This window comes from Streptomyces sp. CWNU-52B (genome assembly GCF_047444975.1).
In the GTDB taxonomy this organism is placed as follows: Bacteria; Actinomycetota; Actinomycetes; order Streptomycetales; family Streptomycetaceae; genus Streptomyces.
Map to the genome: position 1 here is coordinate 185,477 of NZ_JBLFJV010000007.1, position 24,483 is coordinate 209,959.

The 24,483-nt window shown below is 68.3% G+C and carries 24 protein-coding genes and 3 pseudogenes; 16 read left to right on the top strand and 11 right to left on the bottom strand.

Annotated features, from left to right (window positions below; genetic code table 11):
- Positions 1-59: 59 nt before the first annotated feature.
- A complete protein-coding gene (locus ACLVWQ_RS10330) occupies positions 60-569 on the bottom strand; it encodes a helix-turn-helix domain-containing protein (protein WP_073958116.1) in 510 nt (169 codons plus the stop codon).
- A gap of 292 nt (positions 570-861) precedes the next feature.
- On the opposite strand from ACLVWQ_RS10330, the gene ACLVWQ_RS10335 reads away from it, so the two are divergent.
- From ACLVWQ_RS10335 to ACLVWQ_RS10350, 4 genes are all read left to right on the top strand, one after another.
- Complete coding sequence (locus ACLVWQ_RS10335; protein WP_073958117.1) at positions 862-2,139, top strand: DUF3631 domain-containing protein; 1,278 nt, start codon at positions 862-864, stop codon at positions 2,137-2,139.
- A 310-nt stretch (positions 2,140-2,449) separates the two neighbouring features.
- Complete coding sequence (locus ACLVWQ_RS10340) at positions 2,450-3,424, top strand: DUF2637 domain-containing protein (RefSeq protein WP_414108103.1); 975 nt, start codon at positions 2,450-2,452, stop codon at positions 3,422-3,424.
- A gap of 267 nt (positions 3,425-3,691) precedes the next feature.
- Entirely contained in the window at positions 3,692-4,123 is a 432-nt protein-coding gene (locus ACLVWQ_RS10345; protein WP_238442208.1) for a plasmid mobilization protein, read from the top strand.
- Positions 4,124-4,127: 4 nt separating this feature from the next.
- Positions 4,128-5,828, top strand: a complete 1,701-nt coding sequence (locus tag ACLVWQ_RS10350) for a mobilization protein (protein ID WP_414108020.1) — start codon at positions 4,128-4,130, stop codon at positions 5,826-5,828.
- Between the two features lie 153 nt (positions 5,829-5,981).
- Here the strand turns inward: ACLVWQ_RS10350 and ACLVWQ_RS10355 are convergent, their stop codons facing one another.
- The 3 genes from ACLVWQ_RS10355 to ACLVWQ_RS10365 are packed head-to-tail and all read right to left on the bottom strand — an operon-like array spanning position 5,982 to position 8,501.
- A complete protein-coding gene (locus ACLVWQ_RS10355; protein ID WP_079185259.1) occupies positions 5,982-6,776 on the bottom strand; it encodes a WbqC family protein in 795 nt (264 codons plus the stop codon).
- Entirely contained in the window at positions 6,718-7,386 is a 669-nt protein-coding gene (locus ACLVWQ_RS10360) for a YdcF family protein (protein ID WP_073958505.1), read from the bottom strand. The genes ACLVWQ_RS10355 and ACLVWQ_RS10360 overlap by 59 nt, the downstream gene beginning before the upstream one ends.
- A 14-nt stretch (positions 7,387-7,400) precedes the next feature.
- Positions 7,401-8,501, bottom strand: a complete 1,101-nt coding sequence (locus ACLVWQ_RS10365; RefSeq protein WP_414108022.1) for a helix-turn-helix domain-containing protein — start codon at positions 8,499-8,501, stop codon at positions 7,401-7,403.
- Between the two features lie 155 nt (positions 8,502-8,656).
- Between ACLVWQ_RS10365 and ACLVWQ_RS10370 the strand changes: the two genes are divergently transcribed.
- Genes ACLVWQ_RS10370 through ACLVWQ_RS10380 form a run of 3 tightly spaced genes read left to right on the top strand, consistent with a single transcriptional unit; the run spans position 8,657 to position 9,962 of the window.
- On the top strand, positions 8,657-9,085 hold the full coding sequence (locus ACLVWQ_RS10370) for a hypothetical protein (protein ID WP_073958121.1): 429 nt from the start codon (positions 8,657-8,659) through the stop codon (positions 9,083-9,085).
- A gap of 8 nt (positions 9,086-9,093) precedes the next feature.
- On the top strand, positions 9,094-9,495 hold the full coding sequence (locus ACLVWQ_RS10375; RefSeq protein ID WP_073958122.1) for an ATP-binding protein: 402 nt from the start codon (positions 9,094-9,096) through the stop codon (positions 9,493-9,495).
- The gene (locus ACLVWQ_RS10380) at positions 9,492-9,962 is read left to right on the top strand and encodes a hypothetical protein (RefSeq protein ID WP_073958123.1); all 471 of its coding nucleotides are present in this window, start codon (positions 9,492-9,494) and stop codon (positions 9,960-9,962) included. The genes ACLVWQ_RS10375 and ACLVWQ_RS10380 overlap by 4 nt, the downstream gene beginning before the upstream one ends.
- 139 nt (positions 9,963-10,101) lie before the next feature.
- Here the strand turns inward: ACLVWQ_RS10380 and ACLVWQ_RS10385 are convergent.
- Positions 10,102-10,744: pseudogene (locus tag ACLVWQ_RS10385) on the bottom strand (IS21 family transposase); the annotation flags it as partial.
- 259 nt (positions 10,745-11,003) lie between these two features.
- Here ACLVWQ_RS10385 and ACLVWQ_RS10390 point away from each other — a divergent pair.
- The gene (locus tag ACLVWQ_RS10390) at positions 11,004-11,558 is read left to right on the top strand and encodes a TIGR03086 family metal-binding protein (RefSeq protein WP_073958124.1); all 555 of its coding nucleotides are present in this window, start codon (positions 11,004-11,006) and stop codon (positions 11,556-11,558) included.
- 154 nt (positions 11,559-11,712) lie between these two features.
- Here the strand turns inward: ACLVWQ_RS10390 and ACLVWQ_RS10395 are convergent, their stop codons facing one another.
- Complete coding sequence (locus ACLVWQ_RS10395; RefSeq protein ID WP_198958465.1) at positions 11,713-12,711, bottom strand: GlxA family transcriptional regulator; 999 nt, start codon at positions 12,709-12,711, stop codon at positions 11,713-11,715.
- 53 nt (positions 12,712-12,764) lie between these two features.
- On the opposite strand from ACLVWQ_RS10395, the gene ACLVWQ_RS10400 reads away from it, so the two are divergent.
- The 8 genes from ACLVWQ_RS10400 (at position 12,765) to ACLVWQ_RS10435 (ending at position 20,422) form a co-directional block, all read left to right on the top strand.
- Positions 12,765-13,649 carry a dienelactone hydrolase family protein gene (locus ACLVWQ_RS10400; protein ID WP_414108023.1) on the top strand — a complete coding sequence of 295 codons (885 nt, stop codon included), beginning with the start codon at positions 12,765-12,767 and terminating at the stop codon, positions 13,647-13,649.
- Positions 13,646-13,993 (top strand): DUF1330 domain-containing protein, encoded by a 348-nt coding sequence (locus ACLVWQ_RS10405; protein WP_073958126.1) that lies wholly within the window; start codon positions 13,646-13,648, stop codon positions 13,991-13,993. The genes ACLVWQ_RS10400 and ACLVWQ_RS10405 overlap by 4 nt, the downstream gene beginning before the upstream one ends.
- A 25-nt stretch (positions 13,994-14,018) precedes the next feature.
- The gene (locus tag ACLVWQ_RS10410) at positions 14,019-14,642 is read left to right on the top strand and encodes a TetR/AcrR family transcriptional regulator (RefSeq protein WP_079185260.1); all 624 of its coding nucleotides are present in this window, start codon (positions 14,019-14,021) and stop codon (positions 14,640-14,642) included.
- Positions 14,639-16,960: an ABC transporter ATP-binding protein gene (locus ACLVWQ_RS10415; protein WP_241846414.1), complete on the top strand. Its 2,322-nt coding sequence runs from the start codon at positions 14,639-14,641 to the stop codon at positions 16,958-16,960. The genes ACLVWQ_RS10410 and ACLVWQ_RS10415 overlap by 4 nt, the downstream gene beginning before the upstream one ends.
- Positions 16,957-18,729 (top strand): ABC transporter ATP-binding protein, encoded by a 1,773-nt coding sequence (locus ACLVWQ_RS10420; protein WP_414108025.1) that lies wholly within the window; start codon positions 16,957-16,959, stop codon positions 18,727-18,729. The genes ACLVWQ_RS10415 and ACLVWQ_RS10420 overlap by 4 nt, the downstream gene beginning before the upstream one ends.
- 25 nt (positions 18,730-18,754) lie before the next feature.
- A complete protein-coding gene (locus tag ACLVWQ_RS10425) occupies positions 18,755-19,510 on the top strand; it encodes an SDR family oxidoreductase (protein WP_073958128.1) in 756 nt (251 codons plus the stop codon).
- 88 nt (positions 19,511-19,598) lie between these two features.
- The gene (locus ACLVWQ_RS10430; protein WP_414108026.1) at positions 19,599-19,973 is read left to right on the top strand and encodes a nuclear transport factor 2 family protein; all 375 of its coding nucleotides are present in this window, start codon (positions 19,599-19,601) and stop codon (positions 19,971-19,973) included.
- Between the two features lie 179 nt (positions 19,974-20,152).
- The gene (locus ACLVWQ_RS10435; RefSeq protein WP_073958129.1) at positions 20,153-20,422 is read left to right on the top strand and encodes a hypothetical protein; all 270 of its coding nucleotides are present in this window, start codon (positions 20,153-20,155) and stop codon (positions 20,420-20,422) included.
- 111 nt (positions 20,423-20,533) lie between these two features.
- On the opposite strand, the gene ACLVWQ_RS10440 is transcribed toward ACLVWQ_RS10435, so the two are convergent.
- From ACLVWQ_RS10440 to ACLVWQ_RS10460, 5 genes and pseudogenes are all read right to left on the bottom strand, one after another.
- Complete coding sequence (locus ACLVWQ_RS10440) at positions 20,534-21,052, bottom strand: hypothetical protein (RefSeq protein ID WP_073958130.1); 519 nt, start codon at positions 21,050-21,052, stop codon at positions 20,534-20,536.
- A 439-nt stretch (positions 21,053-21,491) separates the two neighbouring features.
- A pseudogene (locus ACLVWQ_RS10445) lies at positions 21,492-21,880 on the bottom strand (transposase); the annotation flags it as partial.
- A gap of 49 nt (positions 21,881-21,929) precedes the next feature.
- A pseudogene (locus tag ACLVWQ_RS10450) lies at positions 21,930-22,448 on the bottom strand (transposase); the annotation flags it as partial.
- A gap of 383 nt (positions 22,449-22,831) precedes the next feature.
- Positions 22,832-24,037 (bottom strand): site-specific integrase, encoded by a 1,206-nt coding sequence (gene xerC / locus ACLVWQ_RS10455; RefSeq protein ID WP_414108027.1) that lies wholly within the window; start codon positions 24,035-24,037, stop codon positions 22,832-22,834.
- Between the two features lie 73 nt (positions 24,038-24,110).
- A complete protein-coding gene (locus tag ACLVWQ_RS10460; protein ID WP_414108028.1) occupies positions 24,111-24,320 on the bottom strand; it encodes a helix-turn-helix domain-containing protein in 210 nt (69 codons plus the stop codon).
- Positions 24,321-24,483: the final 163 nt, after the last annotated feature.

The following is a 24,483-nucleotide window of genomic DNA, read 5'->3' on the forward strand; positions in this document are numbered from 1 at the left end:
GAGAGTGGACTGCCCGTACTGGGGGTTTGCGGGTCCAGTACGGGAGAGGGAGCAGGGGGCTATACCTCGTCAGCAGGCTCGACGTCGCCGCCAGGCGGAGGGCCGTGCATCTTCAGCATGGTCCTGCTGGCCTCCTCCGCCATGGCGTTGGAGACCATCACGTCGGCCTCCTCGCGGATATCGGGATACTCGGCGAGGTAGGCGTCGAGGGCGTCGCGCGCCTCGGTGAAAGCCAAATTGGCTCTCTGGGTCGCGCGGAACGCGTCAATGATCTCGTCGATGAGCTCCATGGCGCGGGCCTTGGCGGCCAGCTGTGGGGGGCCGACGAGGTTGCGCAGGTCGAGACCGAAGACCTCGGCGAAGCCGATGGTCTCGTCGAGGTTGATGCGACGCTTGCCGTTTTCGATCCGCCAGACCGCGGACGGATTCATCTCGAAGCCGGCCTCGTTCATGCGGTCGGACAGGGCGTTGGTGCTCCACCCGCGCGCCTCACGTTCCAGTTTGATGCGCACCGCGACGTTGCCCTCGCCGCTGAGCAGTACGCCCTGCGGCGGGTCTTCATCCGCCATGGCCACCTCCTTCCGTACGTAGCACTCCCCTGCCATTCGCAAGGACTCCACAAGAGTAGCACGTCTACTGCGAAATGCAGAACACTTCTGCGATCCGCAATTCATGTGGCATAGTGGTGGTCCCACCCGATCAACCCGAGGAGCCCGCACGACCGCACGTGACATGAAAGAAGCCCCCGGCGATGCCGGGGGCTCAAGCGCAAACCTCTCAACCGCCATCCCTAGCGATCAACCTGCGGAGACCGGGATTGCCGTCCCATATGGCCCGCAAGCAGAGGAGCTGATGCCCAGTATGACCGATCCCCAGCCGAATGCGCCATCCCGTCCCAACGGCTCCGGCACCTCATGGCCTCCAGTCGCTGTGCCCGGCCAACCGGCCGGCCCCGTTGCGCCTTCGCCAGAGGAGGACAGCGACGACTGCCCCTCGCCGCCGCCGCTGTCCGAAGGAGCGCAGATCCTGGATGCCCTTCGAGCGCAGGTCAAGCGGTACGTAGCGATGCCGAGCGAGGAGGCCGTCACGGCGGTGGCCTTGTGGGTCGCGGCGACGCATCTGCAGCGCGCGTGGCAGCACGCGCCGCGCCTGGCGATCGTCGCCCCGGAGAAGCGGTGCGGCAAGTCCAGGCTGCTGGACGTGGTGACCGAGACCGTGCACAACCGCCTGATCACGGTCAACGCCAGCGCAGCGGCGATCTTCCGGTCGATCGACGGAGACGACCCGCCGGCCCTCCTGGTAGACGAGGCCGACACCATGTTCAGCACCACCAAGGCCGCAGAGAAGAACGAGGAGGTCCGCGGCCTCATCAACGCGGGGCACCAGCGTGGTCGGCCCACTCTGCGAGTATCCGGGCCCGAGCACCTGGTGCAAGAGTTCCCCACCTTCGCCATGGCCGCGCTCGCCGGGATCGGTGACCTGCCGGACACGATCATGGACCGGGCAGTGGTGATCCGGATGCGCCGCCGTGCGGCCGGGGAGAAGGTGGCGTCCTTCCGCACCAACCGGGACACCCCTGCCCTGAACGCGATCCGCGACCGCCTCCACGCCTGGCTGCAACCCTTGTACGAGCAGGCGATGGCCACGGAGCCCCCCATGCCGGTCGAGGACCGCGCGGCAGACACCTGGGAACCGCTGGTCATCATCGCCGACCTCGCCGGGGGCGACTGGCCCGCGCTCGCCCGCACCGCCTGCCGAACCATGACCGACTACGAGGCCGGCCAGGACGAGGAGGGCGGTCTACGCACCCGCCTCCTGGTCGGGATCCGCCGCGCCTTCGCCGCTGTGGGCGACCCGGCCGTGCTGAGCACGAAGCATCTGCTGGAATCCCTGAACGCGGATCGGGAAGCTCCCTGGGCCGAGTACGGCGCCAACGGGCTGACTCCACGGGGACTGCAGCTGCTCCTGAAGCCGTACGGCATCGGCTCAGCCAACCGCCGCTTCCCCGACGGCACCCAGGCCAAGGGCTTCGCGCGGAACCAATTCCTCGACACCTGGGCCCGCTACTGCCCCGAGCCCAGGGCTGTGGCCGAGGCTGCCCGGCCGGCGGATGAGCCGCTGCCCGACACCGCAGCCTGACCCGACTCCACTCGCATCACTCGTCCCCGCGCAGGTCAGCGCGGGGACGAGTGGGAGAGCCGCAACGAGTCGAGTCGACATCACCACGCCACCCGTACCTGTCCTGACCAGGCACGCGACGAGTGGTACGAGACATCGCACCTCACGGCGGCCCCCCCTGCCCTCCCCTGCGCCAAGGCCGCCGCCCCCGAGCCCACCTGGAGTACCCCGCTTGCCTGCCCGCATCACCGCCCTCCTCGGCCGAGGCGATTCGCATCGGCATCACCCTGCTACTGCTCCACGAGATGCTCGCCGGACAGGCGCACGTACCATCCTGGTCCTCGGGCTGGTAGCCGTGGTCCTCATGGCCTTTCGGGTCTCGTGGAACGCACTGTCCGACGTGGCCCGCACCATCGGCGCGGACACCACCGCCGCCCTGCTCTACCCGATCGTGGTGGACGGCCTGATGGCCCTCGCACTGGTCGCCACGCTCGTGCTCACGGGTACGGACCGGAAGTTCGCGCTCCGGGTCCTTGCGACCTACACGCTCGCCAGCCTCCTGCTGAACTACGTGCACGGCCTCATACCGACCCTGCACACCGAGTCGACGCGGTGGGGCCGACTGGCCGACTGGGACCCCGCGAACTGGGCCCTCGTGCTGCTGGCCACCTCGCTCCCGGTCGGGTCGATCTACTTCGGATCGGACCTCGTGGCAAAGGTGCTGCACCACAACCCCGAGTCGGCCGACTCTGCCGAAATGGCCTCTGCCCAGTCGGCCGGCCGTCCAGCCATCGAGTCGGACGGCGAACGAGCCGACGTGCACGCCACTGACCAGGCCAAATCCGGCCCGGCGCAGGTACCTGAGCCGACTCCCACGAAGGTCGTGGAGGGGCTCGTGACAGGGCCGACTGAGGCCGACATGTCGGCCACCTCTAGCCGATCACGACAGTCGGCCGCCGTGTCGGCGTCGACCGGGGCTTCGCCGCGTCGGGCGGCCGGTCGGGGTCGAGCCACCGCCAAGTCGACCGCCGACCGTCCCCGCACCGACGCCGAAGTCCTGGATGAGGCACGGCTCCTGACCGCCGGCTGGAGTGACGACCGACTGACAGCCATGCGTCTGCGCAGCGCACTGGAGATCGGCCAGAAGCGAGCCCGCATCGTGCGTGACCAGCTGAGGGCCGAGCGCACGACCAACACCGAGCCCATCACGTACGGCGGCGTCGAGGCCGAGCCTCTCGGCGGACTCGACGATGCCGACCAACAGCAGGAGCAGAACCCAGCTACAGCCCTTTCCGGCGGCGCCTGATCTCTGCGCTTGCCCCGTGCCCTCCTGTGCCGACGAGCACGAGGACACGGGGCCCAGCGATCACTCCGCTCCCAGCCACCCTCGGAGAACCAGCCCGTGCACGACCAGCATCACGAACTCCCATCCCAACAGCAGGAGATGACCACCGACCCCGACAGCGCAGCAAGTTGTCGGGTAAGGAGTCCTTACCCGGCCTCCGCCCCACGGGAGGCGGAGGCGTCCGGCGCCGAGGCGGCACCGGAGTCGGCCGGCCTGGGGAGGCCGACCGTGATCGGGACCAGCAAGCAGTCGTCGACCCCGTCATCTAAGCCCGCGCATCGCCGCCGCCTGCGCGACAAGCAGCTGCGCGAGCGCCGCGTCCACCCGCGCTACAACGACGACGAGTTCACCCTCGTGAAGAACGCCGCCGCTCTGAGCCACATGGCGCTCGGCGGCTACGTGGCCGAGTGCTCGCTCGCCGCCGCCCGCGCCGAGGATCCCACCGCTTCAGTCGCCGACTACCGCACCATGATCAAGGCACTCATGGCCGCCAACGGCCAGCTCGGGAAGATCGGCAACAACCTCAATCAGCTCACCTGGCACCTCCACAAGGACGGCTCCTGGCCCCACCCCGCCGCCGTCCAACGTCTCCTCGACCGCATCGACGCGTCCGTCGCCGCACTGGACACCGCCATTGCCCAGGTAACCGAGGGGCGGTGAGCGGGTGATACCGAAGATCATCCTCAGCTCTGGCCCGAAGGCCACCCGCCGTACGATCGGCTACCTCTTCGGCAAGGGCCGCGCCAACGAACATGTCGACCCGCACCTCGTGGCCTCCTGGAACGGCTTCGCCCCTGACCCCGGCCGCAGTGCCCACCGCGATCCGAAGGACGCGATGGCCCAGCTCGTCGCGCAGCTCGACCAGCCCGTGCGGATGCTCGGCGACAAAGCGCCCAGGGACACCGTGTGGCACTGTCCCGTCCGCGCCGCTCCCGAGGACCCGATCCTCACCGACGCCCAGTGGGCCGACATCGCCCGCCGCATCGTGGCCGCCGCGGGCATCGCACCCGCCGGGGACGACGAAGCCTGCCGATGGGTGGCCGTCCGCCACGCCGACGACCACATCCACATCGCCGCGACCCTCGTACGCCAGGACGGCCGGCGTCCCGAGCGCGGCTACGACCAGCGTGCCGTCCAGCGGGAGGCCCGCAAGATCGAGGTCGACTACGGTCTCAGGCGGTTGCAGCAGGGCGACGGCACCGGCGCCAAACGCCACAGCAGCAAGGAGCACTTCAAGGCCAAGCGTCTGGGCCAGGACGCCACCTCCCGAGATCTTCTACGCCTACGGGTTCGCCGGGCCGTCGCGGCGGCATCCGACGAGGCCGAGTTCTTCGCCCTGCTGGAGGCGACGGGCGTGACCGTGCGCCTCAAGCTCGGTCCCTCCGGCGACGCGCTCGGCTGCAACTTCGCCCTGCCCGAGGACACCAACGACAAGGCCGAGCCAGTGTTCTACGCCGGCTCTACCCTCGCCCCCGACCTGTCCCTGCCCAAGATCCGCAAGAGCTTCGCCGTCACCAGCTCTGCGCCGGTCGCTGCCCGACCGGGTGACCCGTGGCATCAGGCGACAGCCGCCGCCGAACGCATCCCCCACTACCTCATACGCGGCGACGATCCGACCGCCCAGGGGCAGCTGGTCGCGCTCGGCACAACACTGGACATCCTGGCGATCACCGCGCCTGCCGCGGTGAGGGCTGAACTCGGCAAGGCTGCCCTCGCTTTCGAGCGCGCCACCCGCTCCCGCATCGCCGCCGACCTGAACAGCACCCGCGTCCTGCGTCGCAGCGTCCAAGCGATCTTGCGCGAGAAGCCCGCAAGCCGCGACGGGGCCACGTTCACCATGCTTGTGGACACCGTGCTCACGGCGGTGGTGTTCGCGATGCACTGGCATCGCACGCGCCAGCACGCCCAGCAAGAGGCAGGAGCCGAGCAGGCCCTCGTCCACCTGCAGATCGCGTACGGACAGATCGCCGAGCCGGTCCTGGCAAGCCTCGCACAACGCGCCCCCAGCCCCCAGATGCAGCAGCGCTTCGCCCGCCACGTCCAGCAGGCGGCCCCCGATCACGCCGAGCGCATCCTGAACGACCCCGCCTGGGACGCGCTCACCACCGTGCTTGCCGAAGCGGAAGCCGTCGGGCACAATGCGGCCACCGTTCTTGACCAGGCACTCGGCCAACGCCCGTTGGATGACGCCCACAGCCCCGCCCGTGCCCTGACCTGGCGTGTCCGCCGCCTCGGCGAGCGTCACGCCCCAAGCCCCCGGGCCCAGGCAGCCAACGCCCGTAGCGCGGCACAAGCGCACGGCGCTCCAGTCATTCCAGCGGCCGTCGCTCCACCTCTACCGCGGTCACCGTCGCACCGGCGCTGACCAAAGAGCGAGCGGGACATGGCCGACGGTCCCCGGTTTCCGATGCCGGGATCATCCGGAGTATTTGCGCCGCACCCCCTAGCTCCGGACGAAACCCATGTATGGCTCAGATCCAAGTCGGCTGGGTGTTTCGTGGTCGAGGAGACATCGTGGTCAAGCTGCGGGCTGCAGGACGGCATGGTCGGCGGCGAGCGCCCGGAGGCGGGCAGCCATGGCGTCCGGCCCGAGCGCGGCGAGGGCCCACAGGGCACTGATGCGGCGGCCGGAGGCCCAGATATTACAGGTCGGGGGCCGGAACGGTGTCACGTCGATGCCCTGGACAGCGAAGGGGGTCTGGTCGAGATATCCCATGCCGCCGGTCCCGCACAGATACGAGCGGGCTCCGGTTGCGGTTGCGAGGTCCGCGAGCCGCTGGGACCGGCCCGGCCGGGAGGGCAGTCGGCTGCTGGTGAGGATCTTGCCCTTCCAGCCGAGCAGGTCCAGCAGTACGCGGGTGGACGTCTCGGCGGCGGCAGCGGTCCGGCCGGTGGTGAAGGCATCCAGCACCGGGTCCAGAGCCTGGGCGAGGGCGGGCCAGTGCGGGCTGGCGCCATAGTGCTGCCGGAGCATCCCCGCGGTCCGGCGGCGGGTCCGCTCCGGCTCGGCGATCACCGCGTCCCTGATGAGGGTCGAACGTCCCTGGGGCAGGTGAGTGGGGAGAGTGAGCCACTGGTGTCGGGCCGGGTCGCCGAGGTCGGCGAGGCGGGCTCGATGCTGGTAGTCGCGGCGGGTGAACTGCACGTCGTCCAGGACGATCCAGTAGTCCGCCGCGAACAGCTTGGCCAGCGTGGTCAGCCGAGGCAGGAAATTCGGCTGGTGAACGGCACACAGCCCGCCCGGCCGGGGCAGGTCACGAGGTGATGAGGCGACTGGTGAAGCCGTCGTGGATGAGAAATTCGTACGCGGCATGCACGTCCTCCGGCACCTCCTGCTCGATGGCGAAACCGAGCTTCGGATACTCGATCACCCGCTGGAGGTCACCGACGAGCATGTCCAGGACGAGCTTCTCGTCGCCGATGGACTTTACGTAATCGTCGAACTCCAGCGGCTCCGACGCGCAGAGGATCTCGACGTCGGGCCACAGCTTGCGGGCGGTCGCGAACGACCGCCGTTCCATGTAGGGCTTGGAGACCAGCAGCACCGTCGTCGGGGTGATGCCGGCGGCGGCGAGGACCTCCCGGGAGAAGGTGATGTTCTGTCCCGTGTTGCCGGCGTTCGGTTCCAGCAGGATCGCCTCGGCGGGGACGCCGAGGTCGACAGCGTGCTCGCGGAAGTGGACGGCCTCGCCGCGCGGGAAGACCTGGGCGGTGGTCGGGCTGTTGCCGCCGGTGAACACCAGGGTCGGAAAGAGCCCGGCCTGATACAGCTCGGCGGAGTGGGCAGCGACACCGAGGTCGTGGCTGCCCAACCCGATCGCCACATTGACGGGCCGCAGCTCGTGCTGCATCTGGTGGTAGTCCCAGATCAGCTTGGCCTGGCGCCACTGGTCCTCGGTGATGCTCTGCTGGTTGTCGCTCACGCGCTTCTCCCTGGTCACCGTTGCCGGGGGCCGGTCGGCCCCTCGCTCATGGCCTTGATGCCCTCGATACTGCGCAGTTGGTGCACGAGTCCGTACTGCGCGGCCACCTTGGCGGCCTGGTCGAGGACGAGGTGTCCATCATCCCGGGTCGCCGTGTCGGAGAGCAGGATGTGGCCATGAGCGGTGTCCAGTCGCACGCGTTGCATCGGTGATTCGGTGGTCCCGCAGTGGCGGGCGATGTCGATGAAATGTAGGGCCTGGGTGAGGTCGCCGGCGCCGCGGGCGGCGAGGGCAAGCTTTTGGTGGGCCACCGACCAGTCGTCGGGTTCCTGGAGGTCTTCGAAGTCGCGGGTCGCGGCCTGCATGACGCGGCTCGCATATTCGTGGTTGCCGTCCTTGCTCAGCGCGGTACCCACCCACAGCCTCGCGCGGGCCCGGTCACGCCGCGATAGCCGGTCGTCGACGGCGAGGGTTTCGTAGTTGCGGGCGGCGCTCTCCAGCTCCCCGGACATCTCGATGACCACCGCGAGAGACAGGTCGAGCTGGGCGACCCGGCGGGGGATGTCGAGCTGGGTGAAGACGGATCGGGCGCCTGCGTAGGAGTGCTGGGCCGACAGTGGGCCCAGGACAACGCCCTGGTCGCGCTTGAGGTCGCCGAGCAGGGCGGTCGAACGGGCGAACAGATACAGGCCCTTCTCGTCCAGCTCGGGCGCCTTGAACCGGCCCAGCCACCGCGCAAGGAGGCTGTTGGCGAAGGTGAAGTTCTGCCGGGACAGGGCGACCACGACCCGGTCGAGGTCGTCGGCCCACGACTCGTACTCCCAGGCCCGGGGCCCGGAGGGGGCAATACGTCGCCGAGCGGAGGCCAAGGGGCTGGTCATCTCGGACAGGAGCGTCTCGAAGCGCAGGTGGACGGCGGCGTCCGCGCGGCCGAGCGCGGTGTCGAGGATGGCCTGGGTGTCGGGTCTGGGCTCGGTGCCGGCGAGTTTGGACTCCCACTTGGAGACCGTCGCGACGGCCAGGCCGAGCTGCTGGGCGAAGGCACGCACGCTCAGTCGCAGGGCGAGACGCAGGGCCTTGGCCTCCAGGCCGGTCCACTGGTGCACGGTCGCCACACGTCGCTCCCTTCCGCCAGCCATCGAAGCACGCTCCGTGCAGTCGGCGGGACGGAAGTGGAACGGAAGTAGAACGGGCGGCGATTGGCCCGGGGTTGGCGGGCAGCCACGCTGAAGGGGTCATCAGTTGTCGAGTATTCTGGACGGTCCTCAGCATGGAACCCCTCACGGAGCATCGCCAGGTCAACGGTCCGGTCGTCTACGGCCTCCTGCGGCTGGTGAAGGTGCCCGCGGCCCGGCATGCGGCGTTGGCCGCGTCGCTGGCCGAGTACTGCCGCAGCCACGAGTTGCAACTTTCCGGCGTCTTCACCGACCGTGACGTGAGTTCTGGGCCCGACTCGGCGGCGTTCACCGGGCTGCTGGACGTGCTGGCCCTGCCGGACGTCTATGGCGTGATCGCCCCGGCCATGTCGCACCTGGGGCCGAAGGCCATAGCCGCCCAGCGCAGACACCGGATCGAGACGGCCGGCTCCCGATTGCTGCTGGTCCGCCGCCCCCGCACCGCACACCTGCCGGTCTCCCACCACGGTCCCGTTCGCCGACGCAGCGCAGGGAATGCCCGCGTTCTGGACGCCGAGTCATGAGGACGGCAATGACCGAGACGACCCGGCGGTTCTTCACGGCCCGGCCCGAATCGATCCGCCAGGCCCGAAAGTTCGTTACGGATGCCCTGGCCGGATGGGGCCTGCACGACCGCGCCGAGGACATCCGGCTCTGCGTCTCCGAGCTCGCCACGAACGCCCTGGTCCACGGCACCGTCGCCGACCACGGCTTCCTGGTCAAGCTGGATGCCGACGAGGGAGAAGTACGGCTGGAAGTGCACGACAGCCGCCGCCGGCTCCCCGAGGTCCGCCAGGCCGCCGACACGGACCTGTCCGGACGCGGCCTGACGCTGGTGAGCGTGCTCGCCGACGACTGGGGCGTTCTGGACCGCACCCCGGTCGGGAAAGTCGTCTGGTCCTGTTTCAAAGCTGAGGGAGGGACGACGTCATGACCGTCATCCTCACCCCGTCCGGTCCGGAACTGCGGCTGTTGGTCTCGCTCGCTTCCTGGACCTGGCCGGGCACCAGTCCGGACGGCCGCGAGGTCGCACACATCCTGATCACCCACAACCCGGCCTTCACGGGCCCTGACGCTGCCGAGGCGGTCGAGGCCCGGATGCGTCGGCTCTCCGACTGCCTCGGCGGCCTGGCCAGCTCCCGGGCACCCGTTCGCGAGCTCGCCCGATGCCTGCAGGTCGTCGGCGGGCAAGTGCTGATGAGCTTTCCCGGCACCGCCCGCAAGCTACGGCTGCCCACCCGCCGGCCCTGGACCGAACTGGTCGCCCGCAACAGCGGGGCCGTCCTCCTGCTCGGATTGGACCCACTGCCGCAGACCGCTGACGCCGCCCGCCTCGACACCTACTTGGACGACGCGCTCGCCGCCGACCGGCTGCTGTTCGGACGCGCCCGCACACGCTGACCACCTGGACTTCCCCGCACGGCCCCGGACGGAACGGATGAGAGGGAACTGCCATGGAAACCTTCGAACGCGCCTGGCTGGAGGCCCACTTCGCCCGAATCGCCTCCCAGTTCACCCCGGGCGAGCAGACCGCATCGTGGGGATGCGCCTCACCCGGGGCGACGTGACGGCGCACGACTGTCTTGGTGCGGTCGTAGACGATCGTCATCGACACTCCGTTGAGGTGCGCGAATGCCCGCCGGTGGTACTCGAAGAACGTCTGCAGGTCCAGGCTGGTGGTGAAGCAGCAGAACAGATCACGAGAGTACGACAGCACCATGTGGAAGGAGTGCACCTTCGGGATGCCCAGGTGGGCGAGGAGCTTGCCCTCATCGCCCCAGTCCACCTGAGCCTGAGCACCCGGGGTCACCTCGAACCTGCGATGCATCCCTGCCAGCTCTCGCGGGTGATCCCCAGTTCCTCCGCGATCCTTGGGCGGGCTTCCTGCACGTAGAGTTTGACCCGCTGGTAGTTTCCGGGTGAACCCGTACTCCATGGCCAGCCGCTCGTGAATCACCGCGTCCTTCATCAGGACCTCGGCCCGCAGCATCGCGTCGATCAGCGGAGCGACCTCGTCGACCACTCGCTTGCGCGGCTGACCACTTGCCACCCGGCGCGGACGAGTCAGCGGACAGGTACTTGCTGACCGTCCGCCAGTTCAGTCCGGTTTCCTTGGAGACCTCCGACAGGCTCATCGCCCCGGTCTCCACCAGGCCACGGAAACGCCGAAGCTCCAGCCCCAGCGGGGTGGTCCACCACCTACTCTGGAGACGTTGACCGACCGATCGCGCTGCTCGACGGCTCCACCGAACTGCGTCCCGCTGATCGATCCTGTTGCACGCTCAGCGTGCGCCCGATAGTCACCAGAGCGTGACCAGTACGGGATTCCCTCGCGAGACGCAGCTGGTGGAGTGGAACCGGCCGAACCCTTGCCGGGGGTATGCAGGCAATTCGGGTTGGTCGCCTCCCGGACGAGCGGCTCGTGCCGCTAGCCTGTAGCACATGGAGTTGATCAGGGCAGCTTCGGCAGAGTTCGAACGAGTTGTGCGCCAATTGCCCGCAGACTCGTCGGAGCAACCGACGCCGTCGGGAGTCTCGGTACGCGAAATGATTGAGCACGTGGTGGTGGGGAATCGCTTCACCGCACTTCTGCTGGCAGGCGTTGGGCGCGACGAAGCCCACGCCATGCTCGCAGCCAAGCAGGTCGGCGATGACCCAGTCGCTGACGTGAGTGAGTCCGCACAGCGCCAAGCACAGGCATTCTTCGCGACATCGCCCGAGCAACAGGTCGCGGGCCCGAACGGAAATGTTCCCGTCGCTGCCTACGTGCGATTCCGTCTCGTCGACCTGGTAGTGCATGCGTGGGACCTCCTGCGTGCCGCGCGTCTCGACGAGACCCTTGATCCGCAGACTGTTGTCGGCGTGCTGAACACGGTCGAGCCGCATCTGGACGAAATGCTTGCCTTCGGAGCGTATGGCGCCGGTCCGAGCGGAACGCTGCCTGCTGACGCGTCACCACAGATCCGGCTGCTCGACTCGTTCGGGCGACGACCATAGCCGACATCTCCGATCGTGCGGATGACCCTCCTGCTCTGGTGACTGACGCCCTCCGGTCATTTGGTCCGCTGAAGGACCCTCGGCCGAGCCGAGTGCCGACGGCCTTCCGACGCTCTCGTGCAAAGCGATGGGGCGCGCCGGTCGCGGATGTCTTTCAGTGAGCGCGGGTGCGTTGTCCGCGGACTGTCCGGGGGCTCATGCCGAGCTCTTGGCTCATGGCCCGTCGAAGTGCCGTCGGGTCGCTGTACCCGACTGCATGGGCGACTCCGGTGACGGCGAGGTCGGTGTTGTGCAGAAGCTCGACAGCTCGCTCGACACGCAGGCGCCGTAGGAATCGAGCAGGTGACATTCCTGTGGCTTCGCTGATTCTGCGGGTGAAGGTGCGCGGACTGAGGTGTGCGGCGGCGGCCAAGTCCCTCACTCCTATGCTTGTGTCGAGGTGCTGGAGCGCCCATGACCGCGCGATTGCGACATCGCTGTCGGCGCCCTTGATTGTCTCGGGCATCACGTAGGGAGACTGCGACCGACGACGGTCAACCGCGAGGTACCTGGCGCATTCCCGGGCGAGCGCCTCCCCACCGTGACGCCCTACGAGCGTCAGCATCAGGTCCAGGTGCGCCAAGGCTGCGCCTGCGGTTGTCACCGGGCCGTCGGTGACGACGAGATCAGCAGGTGTCAACCGAACTGCGGGGTACCTGCAGGCGAACAGCGGCGCCAGCCACCAGGTGGTAGTCGCACGTCGCTGATCGAGGATGCCAGCTTCGGCGAGGAGGAACACTCCGGCGCACGAGGCTGCGATCTCGCTACCTGCTGCGGCGGCTTCCTTCAAGTAGTGCGCCCCCGCTCTGGCATCGGGCGCTGCGAGTCGGCTGCGAACCTCTTGGGTGTTTCTCATCCCGAGGCCAGGGACGACCACGAGATCCACCGGTTCCGTGGCGTCTCCATAGTCGTTGGCGACCCAGGGCTGGACGTCGAACTGATCGGCCTGTCCCGATCGGAGGGCCAGCCGGTTCGCGGTGTCGAGGACATCAGCCGTGATGGCCACGGAGGTGGCCATCGCTCCCTCGAGATCCAGTACGCGGACCGAGGTCATGTCTCGAACCGCCCGGAATATGGCCGGTCTCGCTCTCTCAAGGACTTCATCGTGATCCATCGTAGTCACCAGATCGGCCGCACTCCGCGACGATCCATCGCAGGGGGATCTCTATGACGGATCACGACGTGACTCAAGACGACGACCTCGCCGACTTCACCGTCCGGTCCATCTCGCTCCTCGGCCAGGTACGTCGCGTGTATGTCAGCGGTGACGGTCCCGGTGTGATCGTGATGCACGAGATGCCCGGCATCAGCCCACACGTCGCTCGTTTCGCCCGATGGGTCCGCGATCGTGGCATGACTGTCTACCTGCCTTCCCTCTTCGGCACCGACGGCGCCCTCGGTGACGCCGACAGCGGGGCAAAGGTGTTTCGTCGTCTCTGCGTCGCGAAGGAGTTCCGCGCCCTCGGCGGTGGCGAGTCGAGCCCCGTCACGACGTGGTTGATGGCCCTCGCTCGCTCGGCGCACCGTGAGTGCGGGGGAACAGGTGTGGGCGCGGTCGGGATGTGCTTCACCGGCAACTTCGCCATCACGATGATGCTCGAGAGCGCCGTCGTCGCGCCGGTGGCCTGCCAGCCGTCCCTGCCGTTGGATGAGCCGGGTGTCCTGGAGATCAGCGACGCCGAGCTCACCGCCGTGAAGGAACGTCTCGACCGTGACGATCTCACCGTCCTGGCCTACCGGTTCGAGGGTGACAAGGTCTGCACCAGGGCGCGCTTCGATACCTACGCGCAAGCCTTGGGCGACTCCTTCGTCAGCCGCGAACTCCCCGACACTGCCGCGAATCGTGATGCACCGCCGTTCTTCGCTGCTCACGTTCCCTATCCCCACAGCGTGGTCACCGTTCACCTCGTCGATCGCGAGGGCGAACCGACCGCCACGGCACGCGACGAGATCCTCGACTTCCTTGTCCACCGGCTTCACGGCCACGCCAACTCAGACCGCTCGACTGACGCTCACGCGAACCGACCCTCTCCAGATAGGAACCTTCTGTGACTGCCTACGCCATCGCCCATCTGCGCGACGCCGAGCCGCACCCGGACGTCGCCGAGTACATGGAGCGGATCGCCGGCACGTTCGAGCCCTTCGGGGGCCGCTTCCTCGTGCACGGCACGCCACCGGAGGTGAAGGAGGGCGCGTGGGCCGGACACGTCGTGGTGATCGGCTTTCCCGGGATCAACGAGGCCAGGGACTGGTGGGACTCTCCCGCCTACCGGGAGATCGCACCCCTCCGCTCCCGGCACATCCAGGGCGACATCATCCTCGTCGGCGGCGTTCCCCAGGACTACGACCCGAGCGCCACCGCGCAGGCCATCCGGAACGCTCCGGCATCGCGCTGAGGTCGTCCACCCTGCAAGGACGGCGGTGTCAGATTCGCACCTGCGTACGACACCTTCACCCACCCCGTCGCCCGGCGGCCTGGCCCTGAAGGCCGAGCTGGTCGACTGCGCGGTGGACGTGCTGGTAGAGCTGGGGTTCGCAGGCACGTCCGTCGCCGAGATTGCTCGCCGCGCAGGCGTCAGCAAAGGAGTGGTGACCTACCACTTCCCAACCAAGGAGGACTTGTTGAGCGAGGTGGTGACCTCCCTCTACCGCGAGGCCGGCGAGCAGATCGGCCAGGCGACGGGCGACAGCGACTCGGTGATCGGCGAGCTCGCGACCTACATCAGGAGCAACCTCACCTTCGTCGCCGACCATCCGAGGCACGTGCGCGCAGTCATGGAGGTGGCGGCGAACATGCGACCTGCGAACGGCCCCCGGGGAGGCGAGGATCCCTTGAGCGCCCACCTGCGAGAGCTGATCGAGCGAGGGCAGGCGACGGGTGAGGCCGCGGATGTGGACGCCGGGGTGCTGGCCATGACGATGCGGGCGTCGATCGACGCCGCCGCGGCCCGCGCCGCCTGCGACCCGACGGCTGACGCACGAGGCCACGCCGAGCACCTGGTCACCATCGTCCGACGTGCACTGCAGGCCACGGAGCCACGATGAGGGCCTCGAGAAGCGGTCCGGCCGCCTTCACCGGCTTCCTCCTCATCGACCTCGTCGTCCCGCTCGCGTCCTACTACGTGCTCCGCGCACTGGGCGCATCCGTCTGGACAGCGCTCCTCGCCGGGGCCGCCCTGCCTATGCTCCGCCTGAGCGCCGGCCTGGTCCTCCGGCGGCGCGTCCCCGGGGTTAGCCTCTTCGCTCTCGGGCTCATCACCGTCGGGACTGCGATCGGCCTCATGACTGCCGACTCGCGGCTCCTGATGGCCCGCGAGAGCTATCTGACCGGCTTCGTCGGAGTTTGGGTCCTGCTGTCGCTGCTGCGGGCACGACCGCTCGTCTTCACGGCGACCGTCGGTTTCATGCCACCGGCGCCGGCCGAGGACTGGCACCGGTCCTGGGAGACGAGCGAGACCTTTCGGCGAGCGATGCGGGGCATGACCTGGGGCTTCGGACTGGCCTTCCTCATCGATGCTGCGGCTCGGGTCGTGATGAGCTACACGCTGCCTCTGGACCTCGTCCCGGCGACCTCCGCCGCACTTCTCGCCGTGATGCTGGTCGTCGTGGTCCAGACGGGCAAGGCATGGGGACGCCGACCCATGCGCCGGAGCACCGTGCCGCCGACGCGACCCCAAACCCGTGGCCCGTGGTCGTACTTGGCGTGGCTCGTGTCTCGGCAGCGCGGCCGGGTCACGCTCGGAGCGGTGCTCGGCAGCGCCTGGATGGTGGGGCTCGCCCTACCGCCGTACGTGCTGTCCCGTGCGATCGACAGCCTCGCGGAGGGCCAGCAGAACGTGGTGCTGGGGTGGACGGCTGTCCTGCTCCTGGTCGGGGGCGTCCTGGCGGGCCTGAGCATCTGGCGGCATCGCACCATGACCCGGGTGCGCATGGATGCGGCGCTGCGGACGGTGTCAGAGGTGAACGCCCACGGCATCCGTCTGGGAGACACGATGGCGCGTCGCGCGCTCACCGGGGAGGTCGTGGCCATCGGAGGTGGGGACGCGTGGACGATTGGGCGCAGTCTCACCGCGACCGGGCCGGGAGTCGGTGCGGTGCTCGCCTACGTGGTGATCGCGGTGCTGCTGTTGCGGATCTCGGTGCCACTGGCTGTGGTCGTGCTGGCGGGGGTTCCGGTCCTGGCCATGGTCGTGGGCCCGGCGACGCGCCGGCTCCGGACAGTCGGTACGCCGTATCGCGAGCAGCAGGGCCGAGTGACGGGTCGGATCGTGGACATCGTCGCGGGGCTGGGCGTCCTGAACGGCTTGGGCGGAAAAGCGGTCTACGCCGACCGTTTCCGCGCCGAGTCGCAGCGGCTGCTGCAGCACGGCTATCGGGTCGGCCGCGTCACGAGCGTGATCCAGGCAGCCGGTCTGGGGCTGCCGACACTGTTCTCCGCAGTGGTGGTGTGGCTGGCCGCCCGGCTCGCGGTCGAGGGCAGCATCACGGTGGGCGAACTGGTCGCGGTCGCCGGCTACGCCGCGGTGCTGGCGGTGCCGGTGGCCTCCTTCATCGAGGGCGCGCTCGATCTCAGCCAGGCTCTCGTGGCCGCACGTCGGGTGACCGACTTCCTTGACGTGCGCCCCGACAGCACCGGCTCGGCGGTGCCCCCGGGGCGTGGAGACCTGATCGACGGGGCATCCGGGCTGCGGATCGCACCGGGGACGTTCGCTGCGGTCGCCACCGCCCAGCACTCCGACGCCGTAGCCCTCGTCGACCGGCTCGGCGGCTTCCGCCCAGGTGCCACCTGGGCCGGGCAGCCGACCTCCGAGCTCGATCCCGCCCAACTGCACGAGCAGGTGCTGGTGGCCGACAACGACGCCGCCCTGTTCGCCGGGTCACTGGCCCAGGTGGTGGCCGGTCGCCTCGACGTCACCGGCCTCGGTGAGGTTGCGATCCTGGACGCGCTGCACACAGCCACCGCCGACGACGTGGTGCGGGGCCTGCCCGAGGGCCTCGGGTCGAGGATCGACTCCGGGGGACGGAACCTCTCAGGCGGTCAACGCCAACGCGTCCGGCTCGCTCGGGCGACGATCGCCGACCCGACCGTCCTGCTCGCGGTGGATCCGACCTCGGCGCTCGACGCCGCCACGGAGGCCACCATCGTCGACCGCCTCATCCACCACCGTCGCGGCAAGACCACATTGGTCACCTCGACGTCCGCGCTCGTGCTGCAAGGAGCCGACGAAGTGCACCTGCTCGCCGACGGTCGGGTGGTCGCAAGTGGCACCCACACCGACTTGCTGGCCAACCCCGCCTACGCCGCTCTGGTCCACCGCGGACGACCGGCCACCAGCGCCCACGACCCCGAGATCCAGGCATGAGCGCGCAGCCGTTGCCGGTGGCAGAGCCTGGCGAGGTCCGCCGTGCTGCGTGGCGGCTCATCCGCTCCGACCGAGCAGCATTCATCGCCGTGCTGCTCGCCAACTGCGCGGCGGCGGGCGCAGGTCTGGTCGGGCCGTGGCTGCTCGGGCAGATCGTCAACGCGGTGCAGGCCGGGGCTGGGGTCGCGACCATCGACCGGTTGGGCCTCCTCGTGGTGCTTGCCGCGGCCGCGCAGCTCCTGATCGGGCACCAGGCCCGCCGCCTGGGCTACCGGTTCGGCGAACGGACCGCCGCCCGACTGCGCGAGCAGCTGGCCGACCGGCTCATGCGGATCCCTGCACGAGCTGTCGAAGGGGCCGGCACCGGCGACCTGACCTCACGTGCCACGACCGACGCCGGCCTGGTGTCGGTCGCTCTGCGCGACGCCGCGCCAGAGATGGTGTTCGCCCTTGCCCAGGCGCTGATCATCGTCGTCGCCGTCGTCCTGCTCTCCCCCGTGCTGGGCGCCGTCGGACTGGTCGCACTCGTCGCCATCCCCGTGGTCCTGCGCTGGTACCTGCGCCGCGCCCGGTCGGCCTATCTGGCCCAGGCAGCCGCGCATGCCGAGGTCGCCGACGTCCTGGCCGGCACCGCCGCCGGCGCCCGGACGGTGGAAGCGCTCGGCCTGCAGGAGCGGCGGGCCGCCGACTGCTCGTCCGCGATCGCTGCCGCGACAGCGGCCCAGCTGCGCACCCTTAGCCTGCGGAGCGTGTTCTTCCCGACCATCGACGCCTCCACCGCCCTTGCCGTCGGCGCCGCGTTCGGCGTGGGCGGCCTGCTCTACCTCGACCACCAGCTCAACCTCGGCACCGTCGTCGCGGTCGTCCTCTACCTGCGCCAGCTCACCACCCCGATCGACACGATCCTGATCTGGGTGGAGACTTTGCAGAGCAGCGCCGCCTCGTTCGCCCGCATCGAGGGGCTCGCCTCGTCAGCGGAACCGCCACGACGCAGCGCCGAGGGCGTCACGGCCGTCCCCACCGACCAGGACATCGTCGTTACCGACGTCCGCTACGCCTATGACGGGGCCGACGTCCTCCACGGTGTCGACCTCGACGTCCGGGCCGGCGAGCATCTCGCCGTCGTGGGGACGTCGGGAGCAGGCAAGACCACCCTGGGTCGCCTCATTGCCGGCATCGACCGTCCCCGATCAGGAAGGGTCACCGTGGGCGGTGCGGACGTCGCCGACCTCGCACCCGAGCAGCTTCGCCAGCACATCGTCCTGGTGACCCAGGAGCACCACGTGTTCGCCGACCCTCTGCGCGACAACCTCACCATCGCGGCACCTCACGCCACCGACGCCGAGCTCCTCGAGGCCCTCGACGTCCTCGGCGCAGACTGGTTCGACGACCTCCCCGACGGGCTCGACACCGACCTCGGCACCCATCGGCTCGGCGGCGCCCAGGCCCAACACGTCGCGCTCGCCCGAGTCCTGCTCGCCAATCCCCACACCCTCGTCCTCGACGAGGCCACCGCCCTGCTGGACCCGACGACCGCTCGCCGCACCGAACAAGCCCTCGCCGCCACCATCCAGGGCCGCACCATCATCGCCGTGGCCCACCGACTCCAGACTGCCCGAGACGCTGACCGCATCGCCATCATGGAAGGGGGCCGCATCACCGAGCTCGGCCACCACGACCACCTCGTCACCACCGCGACCTCCTACGCAGCCCTATGGGAAACCTGGAGTGCAGACACCAGCCACGACAGGACTGACAACCATGAGTGACACACGAAGCCGACCCGCGGGACCCATGCCACCGGCAGTCCGTCCGCTTACGATCGTCACCGGCGGGGCGCGAGGGATCGGCGCCGCCACCGTCGCGCACCTGGCGCGTGCAGGACACGACCTGATCGTCGGCTACCGCGACGACCGCGCTTCCGCCAAGAGGGCAGCCGCGGCAGCACAGGACCACGGCGTGAGAGCCGTTGCCGTGGCCGGCGACGTGACCGACGAGGATGACGTTGCCGCACTGTTCGCCGCTGCCGCGGACCTGGGCGCCGTCACCGGACTGGTGAACAACGCCGGACTGACCGCACACCTTGGAGACTTGGCGGACACCCCGGTCGCGGTGCTGCGCCGGGTCGTCGACGTGAACCTCGTCGGCGCGCTGCTGTGCGCGCGTGAGGCGGTCCGGGCAATGTCCACCACCCGCGGCGGACACGGTGGGGCAATCGTCAATGTCTCCTCGGCAGCAGCCACGCTGGGCTCGGCACACGACTACGTCCACTACGCCGCAGCCAAGGCCGGGGTCGAAGCGATGACCGTGGGACTCGCCAAGGAGGTCGCCGATCAAGGGATCCGGGTCAATGCCGTGGCGCCGGGCACGGTGCACACGAGGATCCACGCCGATGCCGGGGATCCGGACCGCGCCGGGCGCGCTGCCGCACGCATCCCGTTGGGCCGAGCCGGAGAGCCCGACGAGATCGCTCCGGCCATCGTCTGGCTGCTCGGCTCCGAGGCCAGCTATGTCACCGGAGCCAGCATCCGAGCGGCTGGTGGACTGTGACCCGCTCGGCCGCTGACGATCGCGAAGGTCGGCGACGTAGAGCCCGCAGCACCAGCGAGCACGCGTGTTCTGGCGAGAGGATGATTCAGTGCCCCATAGTGACGACAGGCCGTCGACGTCCGCCCGATCGCGGGAGCTCCGCGAGCTGTACGAGGCGTTCAACGCCCGCGAGATCGATCGGGTCCTCGCGGCTATGACCCCCGATGTCCAGTGGCCCAACGGCTGGGAAGGCGGGCACCTCGAAGGACGGGCGTCGGTCCGCGACTACTGGATTCGCCAGTGGGCTCAGCTTCGGCTGTCTCTCACGCCTGTGCAGTTTAAGGAACGGGGCGACGGCCGGATCGAAGTCGCGGTCAGACTGGTGGCTCGCGACCCGGGCGGTTCCGTCCTTGCTCGAGAGGAGGTCCGTCATGTGTACGAGTTCGAGGGTCGTCTGGTCCGTCGCATGCAGGTCGAGCAGTAGTCGACGATCGCCCGAATCGGGTCACGGTCCCAGAGGGCGGTATGCGAGTCGTTGTCTGATATCTGGCTCTGTCATGGGATTGGCGTGCAGGTCAGGGCTGGTGACGATCGCCAGTTGCATGGCGAAGGCGAAAAAGTCAGCGGGCTGTCCCAGCCTGGGCTCTGCGACATACTGCGGTCATGAGCGGAGAGGAATCTGCGCGGCTGGCGAGAGCCCTCCTCGAGTTCCGTGAGGCCGAAGGTATCTCGGAACGTGAACTCGCACGCCGTGGGTGGCTGAGTGAGGCGACCTTCAGAACCTTCGAAGGCGACCGTGGGGACCTGCCCACCTCGATTTCTGCCCGAAACTACGAGGAAGTCCTTGGCTGGGCTCCGGGCAGCAGCAAGGCCACGCCGTCCGAGGCGATGGGCCGTGAGCCATCGGCGGACTCGGCCATAGACCTCGAGTAGGCGCGCTGGGCAGGGCTGAAATACGAACGCAAGGCCGATCACTTCCTGACCTTCACCAGCATCGCCTACACACTCATCTGCTACCGCAGACTCGCCAAATGGGATGGCTTTTCAGTCCATCGGGTAGAAATCAGGATCCGGAAACGGCCTCGCGATCGAGAATGGCTCGAAATCGGGATCGGTCAGCACTCGGCAGACGAACTCGGAAGTGGACATGTTCACTTCGTGCCAGGGATACGGATCTCCCTGTGTGACGATGGGCCAGCTCGCCGGATCCTCATCCGCGGACGCCAGCCAGAAGTAGCTGCACTTCATCTCACCAAACGCCCAGGGAATGAGGCCGCGCTGACCTGGCCGGTACATCCGGTAGGGCTTGAAGGCGGGATCTGGGCCGCTCTCCGGGCCGCCATCGAGATACCTCTTCCAGATCCTGACCAGGTCGAACTGCCTCGTGGCATCGACGGTGAAAACACGCAAGAACTCCGAGAATTCGCCCTTTCCGAACGTCTCGGCAAGCTTCTTGTAATCTTCGGGCAGTTGAGTACCAAGATCTTCCTCGATGCTGTTCCAGGGAATATCGAGCCGAAGCGGCTCCCAGTGCACGGCCTCAGCGATTCGCTCGATCCACATTCTCTTCACATTCCGATCGAAGGCTTGGGCCGGGGGCGTATCCGATATACGACACGCCCCCGATCTCACTCTATGGGGTGTTGTAGACCAGCACCGAACAGCTGGCGTCGCTCGAACTGTTCCAGGTGATGTCGAACCGGTCCAGTAGCACAGGAAAACGTGGTGAGGGCTTGCACTGCTAACTGTCGCCCGAAGCAGAGTGGGTGTGGCGCGGCCGTGGCGATCCATTCGCCACCGCCGGACCTCTTGAACGACTCTTTCCCCTCTGTTGGTCTGACCGCAGAGCCTCCCCGCCCAGCGGCGAGACCTTCCCCTTCTGCGCCCGGCCAGAATGCCGTGCGCCCACGACCGGCTCACATACGGGAACTCGCTGAAGGTCCCCGTCATGAACCTCACGTGACCCGAGTGCGCGCCGGATGACCATCGCTGAGACAGAGGGCTATCGCCTGGCCCAGATGAGAATGGCAGCAAGGTGGAGTGCAGCCGGGTAGACAATGGCCAGCTTGTCCGTTCTCATTGCGAGACCACGCCACTGACGAGCCGGGCGATGCATCGCCCGACAGCATTGCGCTGCTTGTACGCCTCGGCGTCGAAGGCGGGAGGCCGGCCTCCCACATGACCGCGTCGCCGTCGGTGACCTACCTGGTCGGACGGCTGGGGAATGACGGCACGGATCCCGCGCCGACGGAGATGGCTCCGGATCGCACGGGACAAATACGCGCGGTCCCCCAGAACAGCGTTCGGCCGGACCCTCGGTCGTCCCTGCCCAAGCTGCGGGACACGAATGCCTGCCAGCACCGCTTCGAACGACGGCGCATCGCCCGCCTGGCTGCGGTCACGTGGAACGCCAACGGACGAGCGTGGCTGTCGCTGGCAAGAGCGGGTGAGGCCCGTAAGTCCTCTTCCAGGTCGGGGCCGCATCCTCCTTGTCCGAGTGCGCGACCACCAGCACACCGTCGAGGTCCACGGTCACCGTCTCGCCCGCGTCGGCCGCTTCCCTGCCGGCCAACCGCCAGACCCGCTGGCGGGCTTCAGCCCGCGCGGCACGGATTGCCCACAGGGCTTTCTCCCCGGAGGCTGCGAGGGTGTCGATGAGGCGGGAGACCGTCGGGTCGGATGCCACGGCTCCGAACACGGCCGGCTCGGCCCGCAGCATGGCGACATCCGCGAGGCAGTCCCCGCCCAGCGCGACGGCCAGCGCCACGTCCAGCAGGATCTTGCCCGGATCGTGCACCACCCGAGCCTTCCGCCACGGCGTCAGCGCCGCTGATATCGCGGTGTCCAAGCCGGCCGTGCGGACCGTCTCGACCTGCAGCACGCCCCCGGCCTGCGAGACCACCACCCGGCCCCCGCCCTCGATACGGACACGCGGGTACGACCCGATACGCGTCTTCACCTGAGAAGTGCCTCCGGCTGGAGCGGGAACAAGGACCTCGACAATCCTCATTCTTGCCGTTCAGAGGCACTTTTCGCTTACCTGACCACTCGTCGGACGGCCCGCTTCATGAAAGCGCGAGGCTAGAACCGCGCTGGGAGAATTCTGGGAGATGATCTTCGACGGGGTGCCAACCGGGCCCCCTCGGCACCGCCTCAGCCCAATCTCCTGACCTGCACGTTTACGATATGCGCAGGTACCGATCTTGCTCGAACCTCGTTCGGGACGAAGAGGTCGTGGGTTCAAATCCCGCCACCCCGACGCTGGTCAGAGGGCCAATCGCATGATCGCGATTGGCCCTCTTTCATGCCCGGGGGGCCAAACAGGGGGCCAAAGGGATTGCGTCAGGCCACCGCGTCGCCCTCGACCTGGCCCTCTGCACTCGCCTCTTCCTGATCTTCAGCGAAGATCTCATCCATGGCTTCCGCCCCTTGCGTGATCACCGGACGGAGCCGCTTGCGGTACACCGCTTCCATGGTCGTCTGGCTGCTGTGACCGACCAACAGAGCGATGCGCTCCAACGGGATGCCATGGTCCGAGAGCAGCGACACGAAGCTGTGCCGCAGCTCCCGCGGTGTCCACTCCGGCTTCAGCCCCGCCTTCTTCACGATGGCCTTGAAGTCGCGCCGGACGTTGGCCGCATCGAGCGGCTCGCCGCTCCGGGTCGTGAAGACACGGCCGGCCGGGTCCCACTCCTTCCCCTTCGACGTGCGTTCCTTCTTCTGCAACCTCAGGTGCTCTTCGAGCACGTCGACCACCTGCTTCGGGAGCGCGATGGTCCGCCGGCTCTTCCTGGTCTTTGTCTCCCCGTGCTTGCGCACCGAGCGCCACACCGCGACGTGCGGCGGAACGTCGCCCTTCGCCTCCAGGAACACGTGATCCCAGGTGAGAGGCCGCGCCTCTTCCGTACGAACGCCGCTGAGCAGCGAGAGCACGAGGTATGCGTACAGCCGTGACGGGCGAGCGGCAATGAGCACGGCTTTCGCCTCTTCCAAGTTCAGCGCCTTACTCGGTCGCCCGGGGCGTCCCTCCGGCACGGTGACGAGAAGGGCGACGTTCCGCGCTGCCTTGTCCCGCCGCTGAGCTTGCACGATGGAGCGGCGCAGGATGGCGAGCAGGTCGCGCAGGCTTCGCGTTGCGAGGAACTCGGCCCTGTCGTCCAACCAGTCGTCGACGTCGTCCGCGCTGAGTTCCTTCAGTTTGGCCTTGCCGATGAACGGAATCAGGTGCTTGTTCGCCATCGAGCGGTTCTTTCCGATGGTGCCTTTCTCGTCTCGCCCCTTGAGCCCGCGCTCCAACCAGTCGTTCACCGCGTCCGCCACGGTGTAGTTGGCCGGCGCCTTGACGCCGGTCTGTACCTCCTTCTTCAAGTCCCGGATCTTGTTGCGGACTTCGGTCTTCGTCTTGCCGTACACCTTCGGTCGGCGGCGCTTGCCGTTCGGGGCGTGACCCAGGGAAACGGCCCCCACGAAGCTCTTCTTTTTGGGGTCCCAATAGATCGTGTCCGTACCGTGGCCCGCCCTGGTGGCGCGTTTCGGGGTCTCGGTCATGCTGTGTTGTGCCTCCATAGGACAGGGCCGCGCCTTGAGTGGCGCGGCCCTGGTGTGATGGGTGGTGGGGAAATCAGGCGGTGGCTTGTGCCTCACGCTTGAGAAGTTCGACGTACTGCGCGATGTACTCGGGCGGCACGAGTCGACGTCGACCGATGCGAACGGTCTGAAGTCGTCCGAGCCGTATCTCTTCGTAGACCATCGAGCGGCCGATCCTGAGAACGATGGCCGCCTCTTCGGGCCTGTAGAGGATTTGGTCAGCAGGTGCAACGGCGGTGCTCATTGCGGGTCCTCCGTGCGCGGGCCGAGCGTGCTGGGGGCGTCGTGTGTGTCCGAGGTGGGGATTTCTGCGTCACCCGCGTCATCTGCGTCATGTGCGCCCCTGACCTGTGGTTTCGGGGTGACGCAGAAGGTCGGGCGTGCGTCATCGGTGACGCAGGTGACGC

What these genes read in the sequence shown, in the direction of transcription:
- ACLVWQ_RS10330 (WP_073958116.1), bottom strand. Translation starts at nt 569, where the DNA reads ATGGCGGATGAAGACCCGCCGCAGGGCGTACTGCTCAGCGGCGAGGGC.
- ACLVWQ_RS10335 (WP_073958117.1), top strand. Translation starts at nt 862, where the DNA reads ATGACCGATCCCCAGCCGAATGCGCCATCCCGTCCCAACGGCTCCGGC.
- ACLVWQ_RS10355 (WP_079185259.1), bottom strand. Translation starts at nt 6,776, where the DNA reads ATGCCGCGTACGAATTTCTCATCCACGACGGCTTCACCAGTCGCCTCA.
- ACLVWQ_RS10370 (WP_073958121.1), top strand. Translation starts at nt 8,657, where the DNA reads ATGGAACCCCTCACGGAGCATCGCCAGGTCAACGGTCCGGTCGTCTAC.
- ACLVWQ_RS10375 (WP_073958122.1), top strand. Translation starts at nt 9,094, where the DNA reads ATGACCGAGACGACCCGGCGGTTCTTCACGGCCCGGCCCGAATCGATC.
- ACLVWQ_RS10380 (WP_073958123.1), top strand. Translation starts at nt 9,492, where the DNA reads ATGACCGTCATCCTCACCCCGTCCGGTCCGGAACTGCGGCTGTTGGTC.
- ACLVWQ_RS10390 (WP_073958124.1), top strand. Translation starts at nt 11,004, where the DNA reads ATGGAGTTGATCAGGGCAGCTTCGGCAGAGTTCGAACGAGTTGTGCGC.
- ACLVWQ_RS10395 (WP_198958465.1), bottom strand. Translation starts at nt 12,711, where the DNA reads ATGGATCACGATGAAGTCCTTGAGAGAGCGAGACCGGCCATATTCCGG.
- ACLVWQ_RS10400 (WP_414108023.1), top strand. Translation starts at nt 12,765, where the DNA reads ATGACGGATCACGACGTGACTCAAGACGACGACCTCGCCGACTTCACC.
- ACLVWQ_RS10415 (WP_241846414.1), top strand. Translation starts at nt 14,639, where the DNA reads ATGAGGGCCTCGAGAAGCGGTCCGGCCGCCTTCACCGGCTTCCTCCTC.
- ACLVWQ_RS10420 (WP_414108025.1), top strand. Translation starts at nt 16,957, where the DNA reads ATGAGCGCGCAGCCGTTGCCGGTGGCAGAGCCTGGCGAGGTCCGCCGT.
- ACLVWQ_RS10425 (WP_073958128.1), top strand. Translation starts at nt 18,755, where the DNA reads ATGCCACCGGCAGTCCGTCCGCTTACGATCGTCACCGGCGGGGCGCGA.
- ACLVWQ_RS10435 (WP_073958129.1), top strand. Translation starts at nt 20,153, where the DNA reads ATGAGCGGAGAGGAATCTGCGCGGCTGGCGAGAGCCCTCCTCGAGTTC.
- ACLVWQ_RS10440 (WP_073958130.1), bottom strand. Translation starts at nt 21,052, where the DNA reads ATGTGGATCGAGCGAATCGCTGAGGCCGTGCACTGGGAGCCGCTTCGG.
- xerC (WP_414108027.1), bottom strand. Translation starts at nt 24,037, where the DNA reads ATGACCGAGACCCCGAAACGCGCCACCAGGGCGGGCCACGGTACGGAC.
- ACLVWQ_RS10460 (WP_414108028.1), bottom strand. Translation starts at nt 24,320, where the DNA reads ATGAGCACCGCCGTTGCACCTGCTGACCAAATCCTCTACAGGCCCGAA.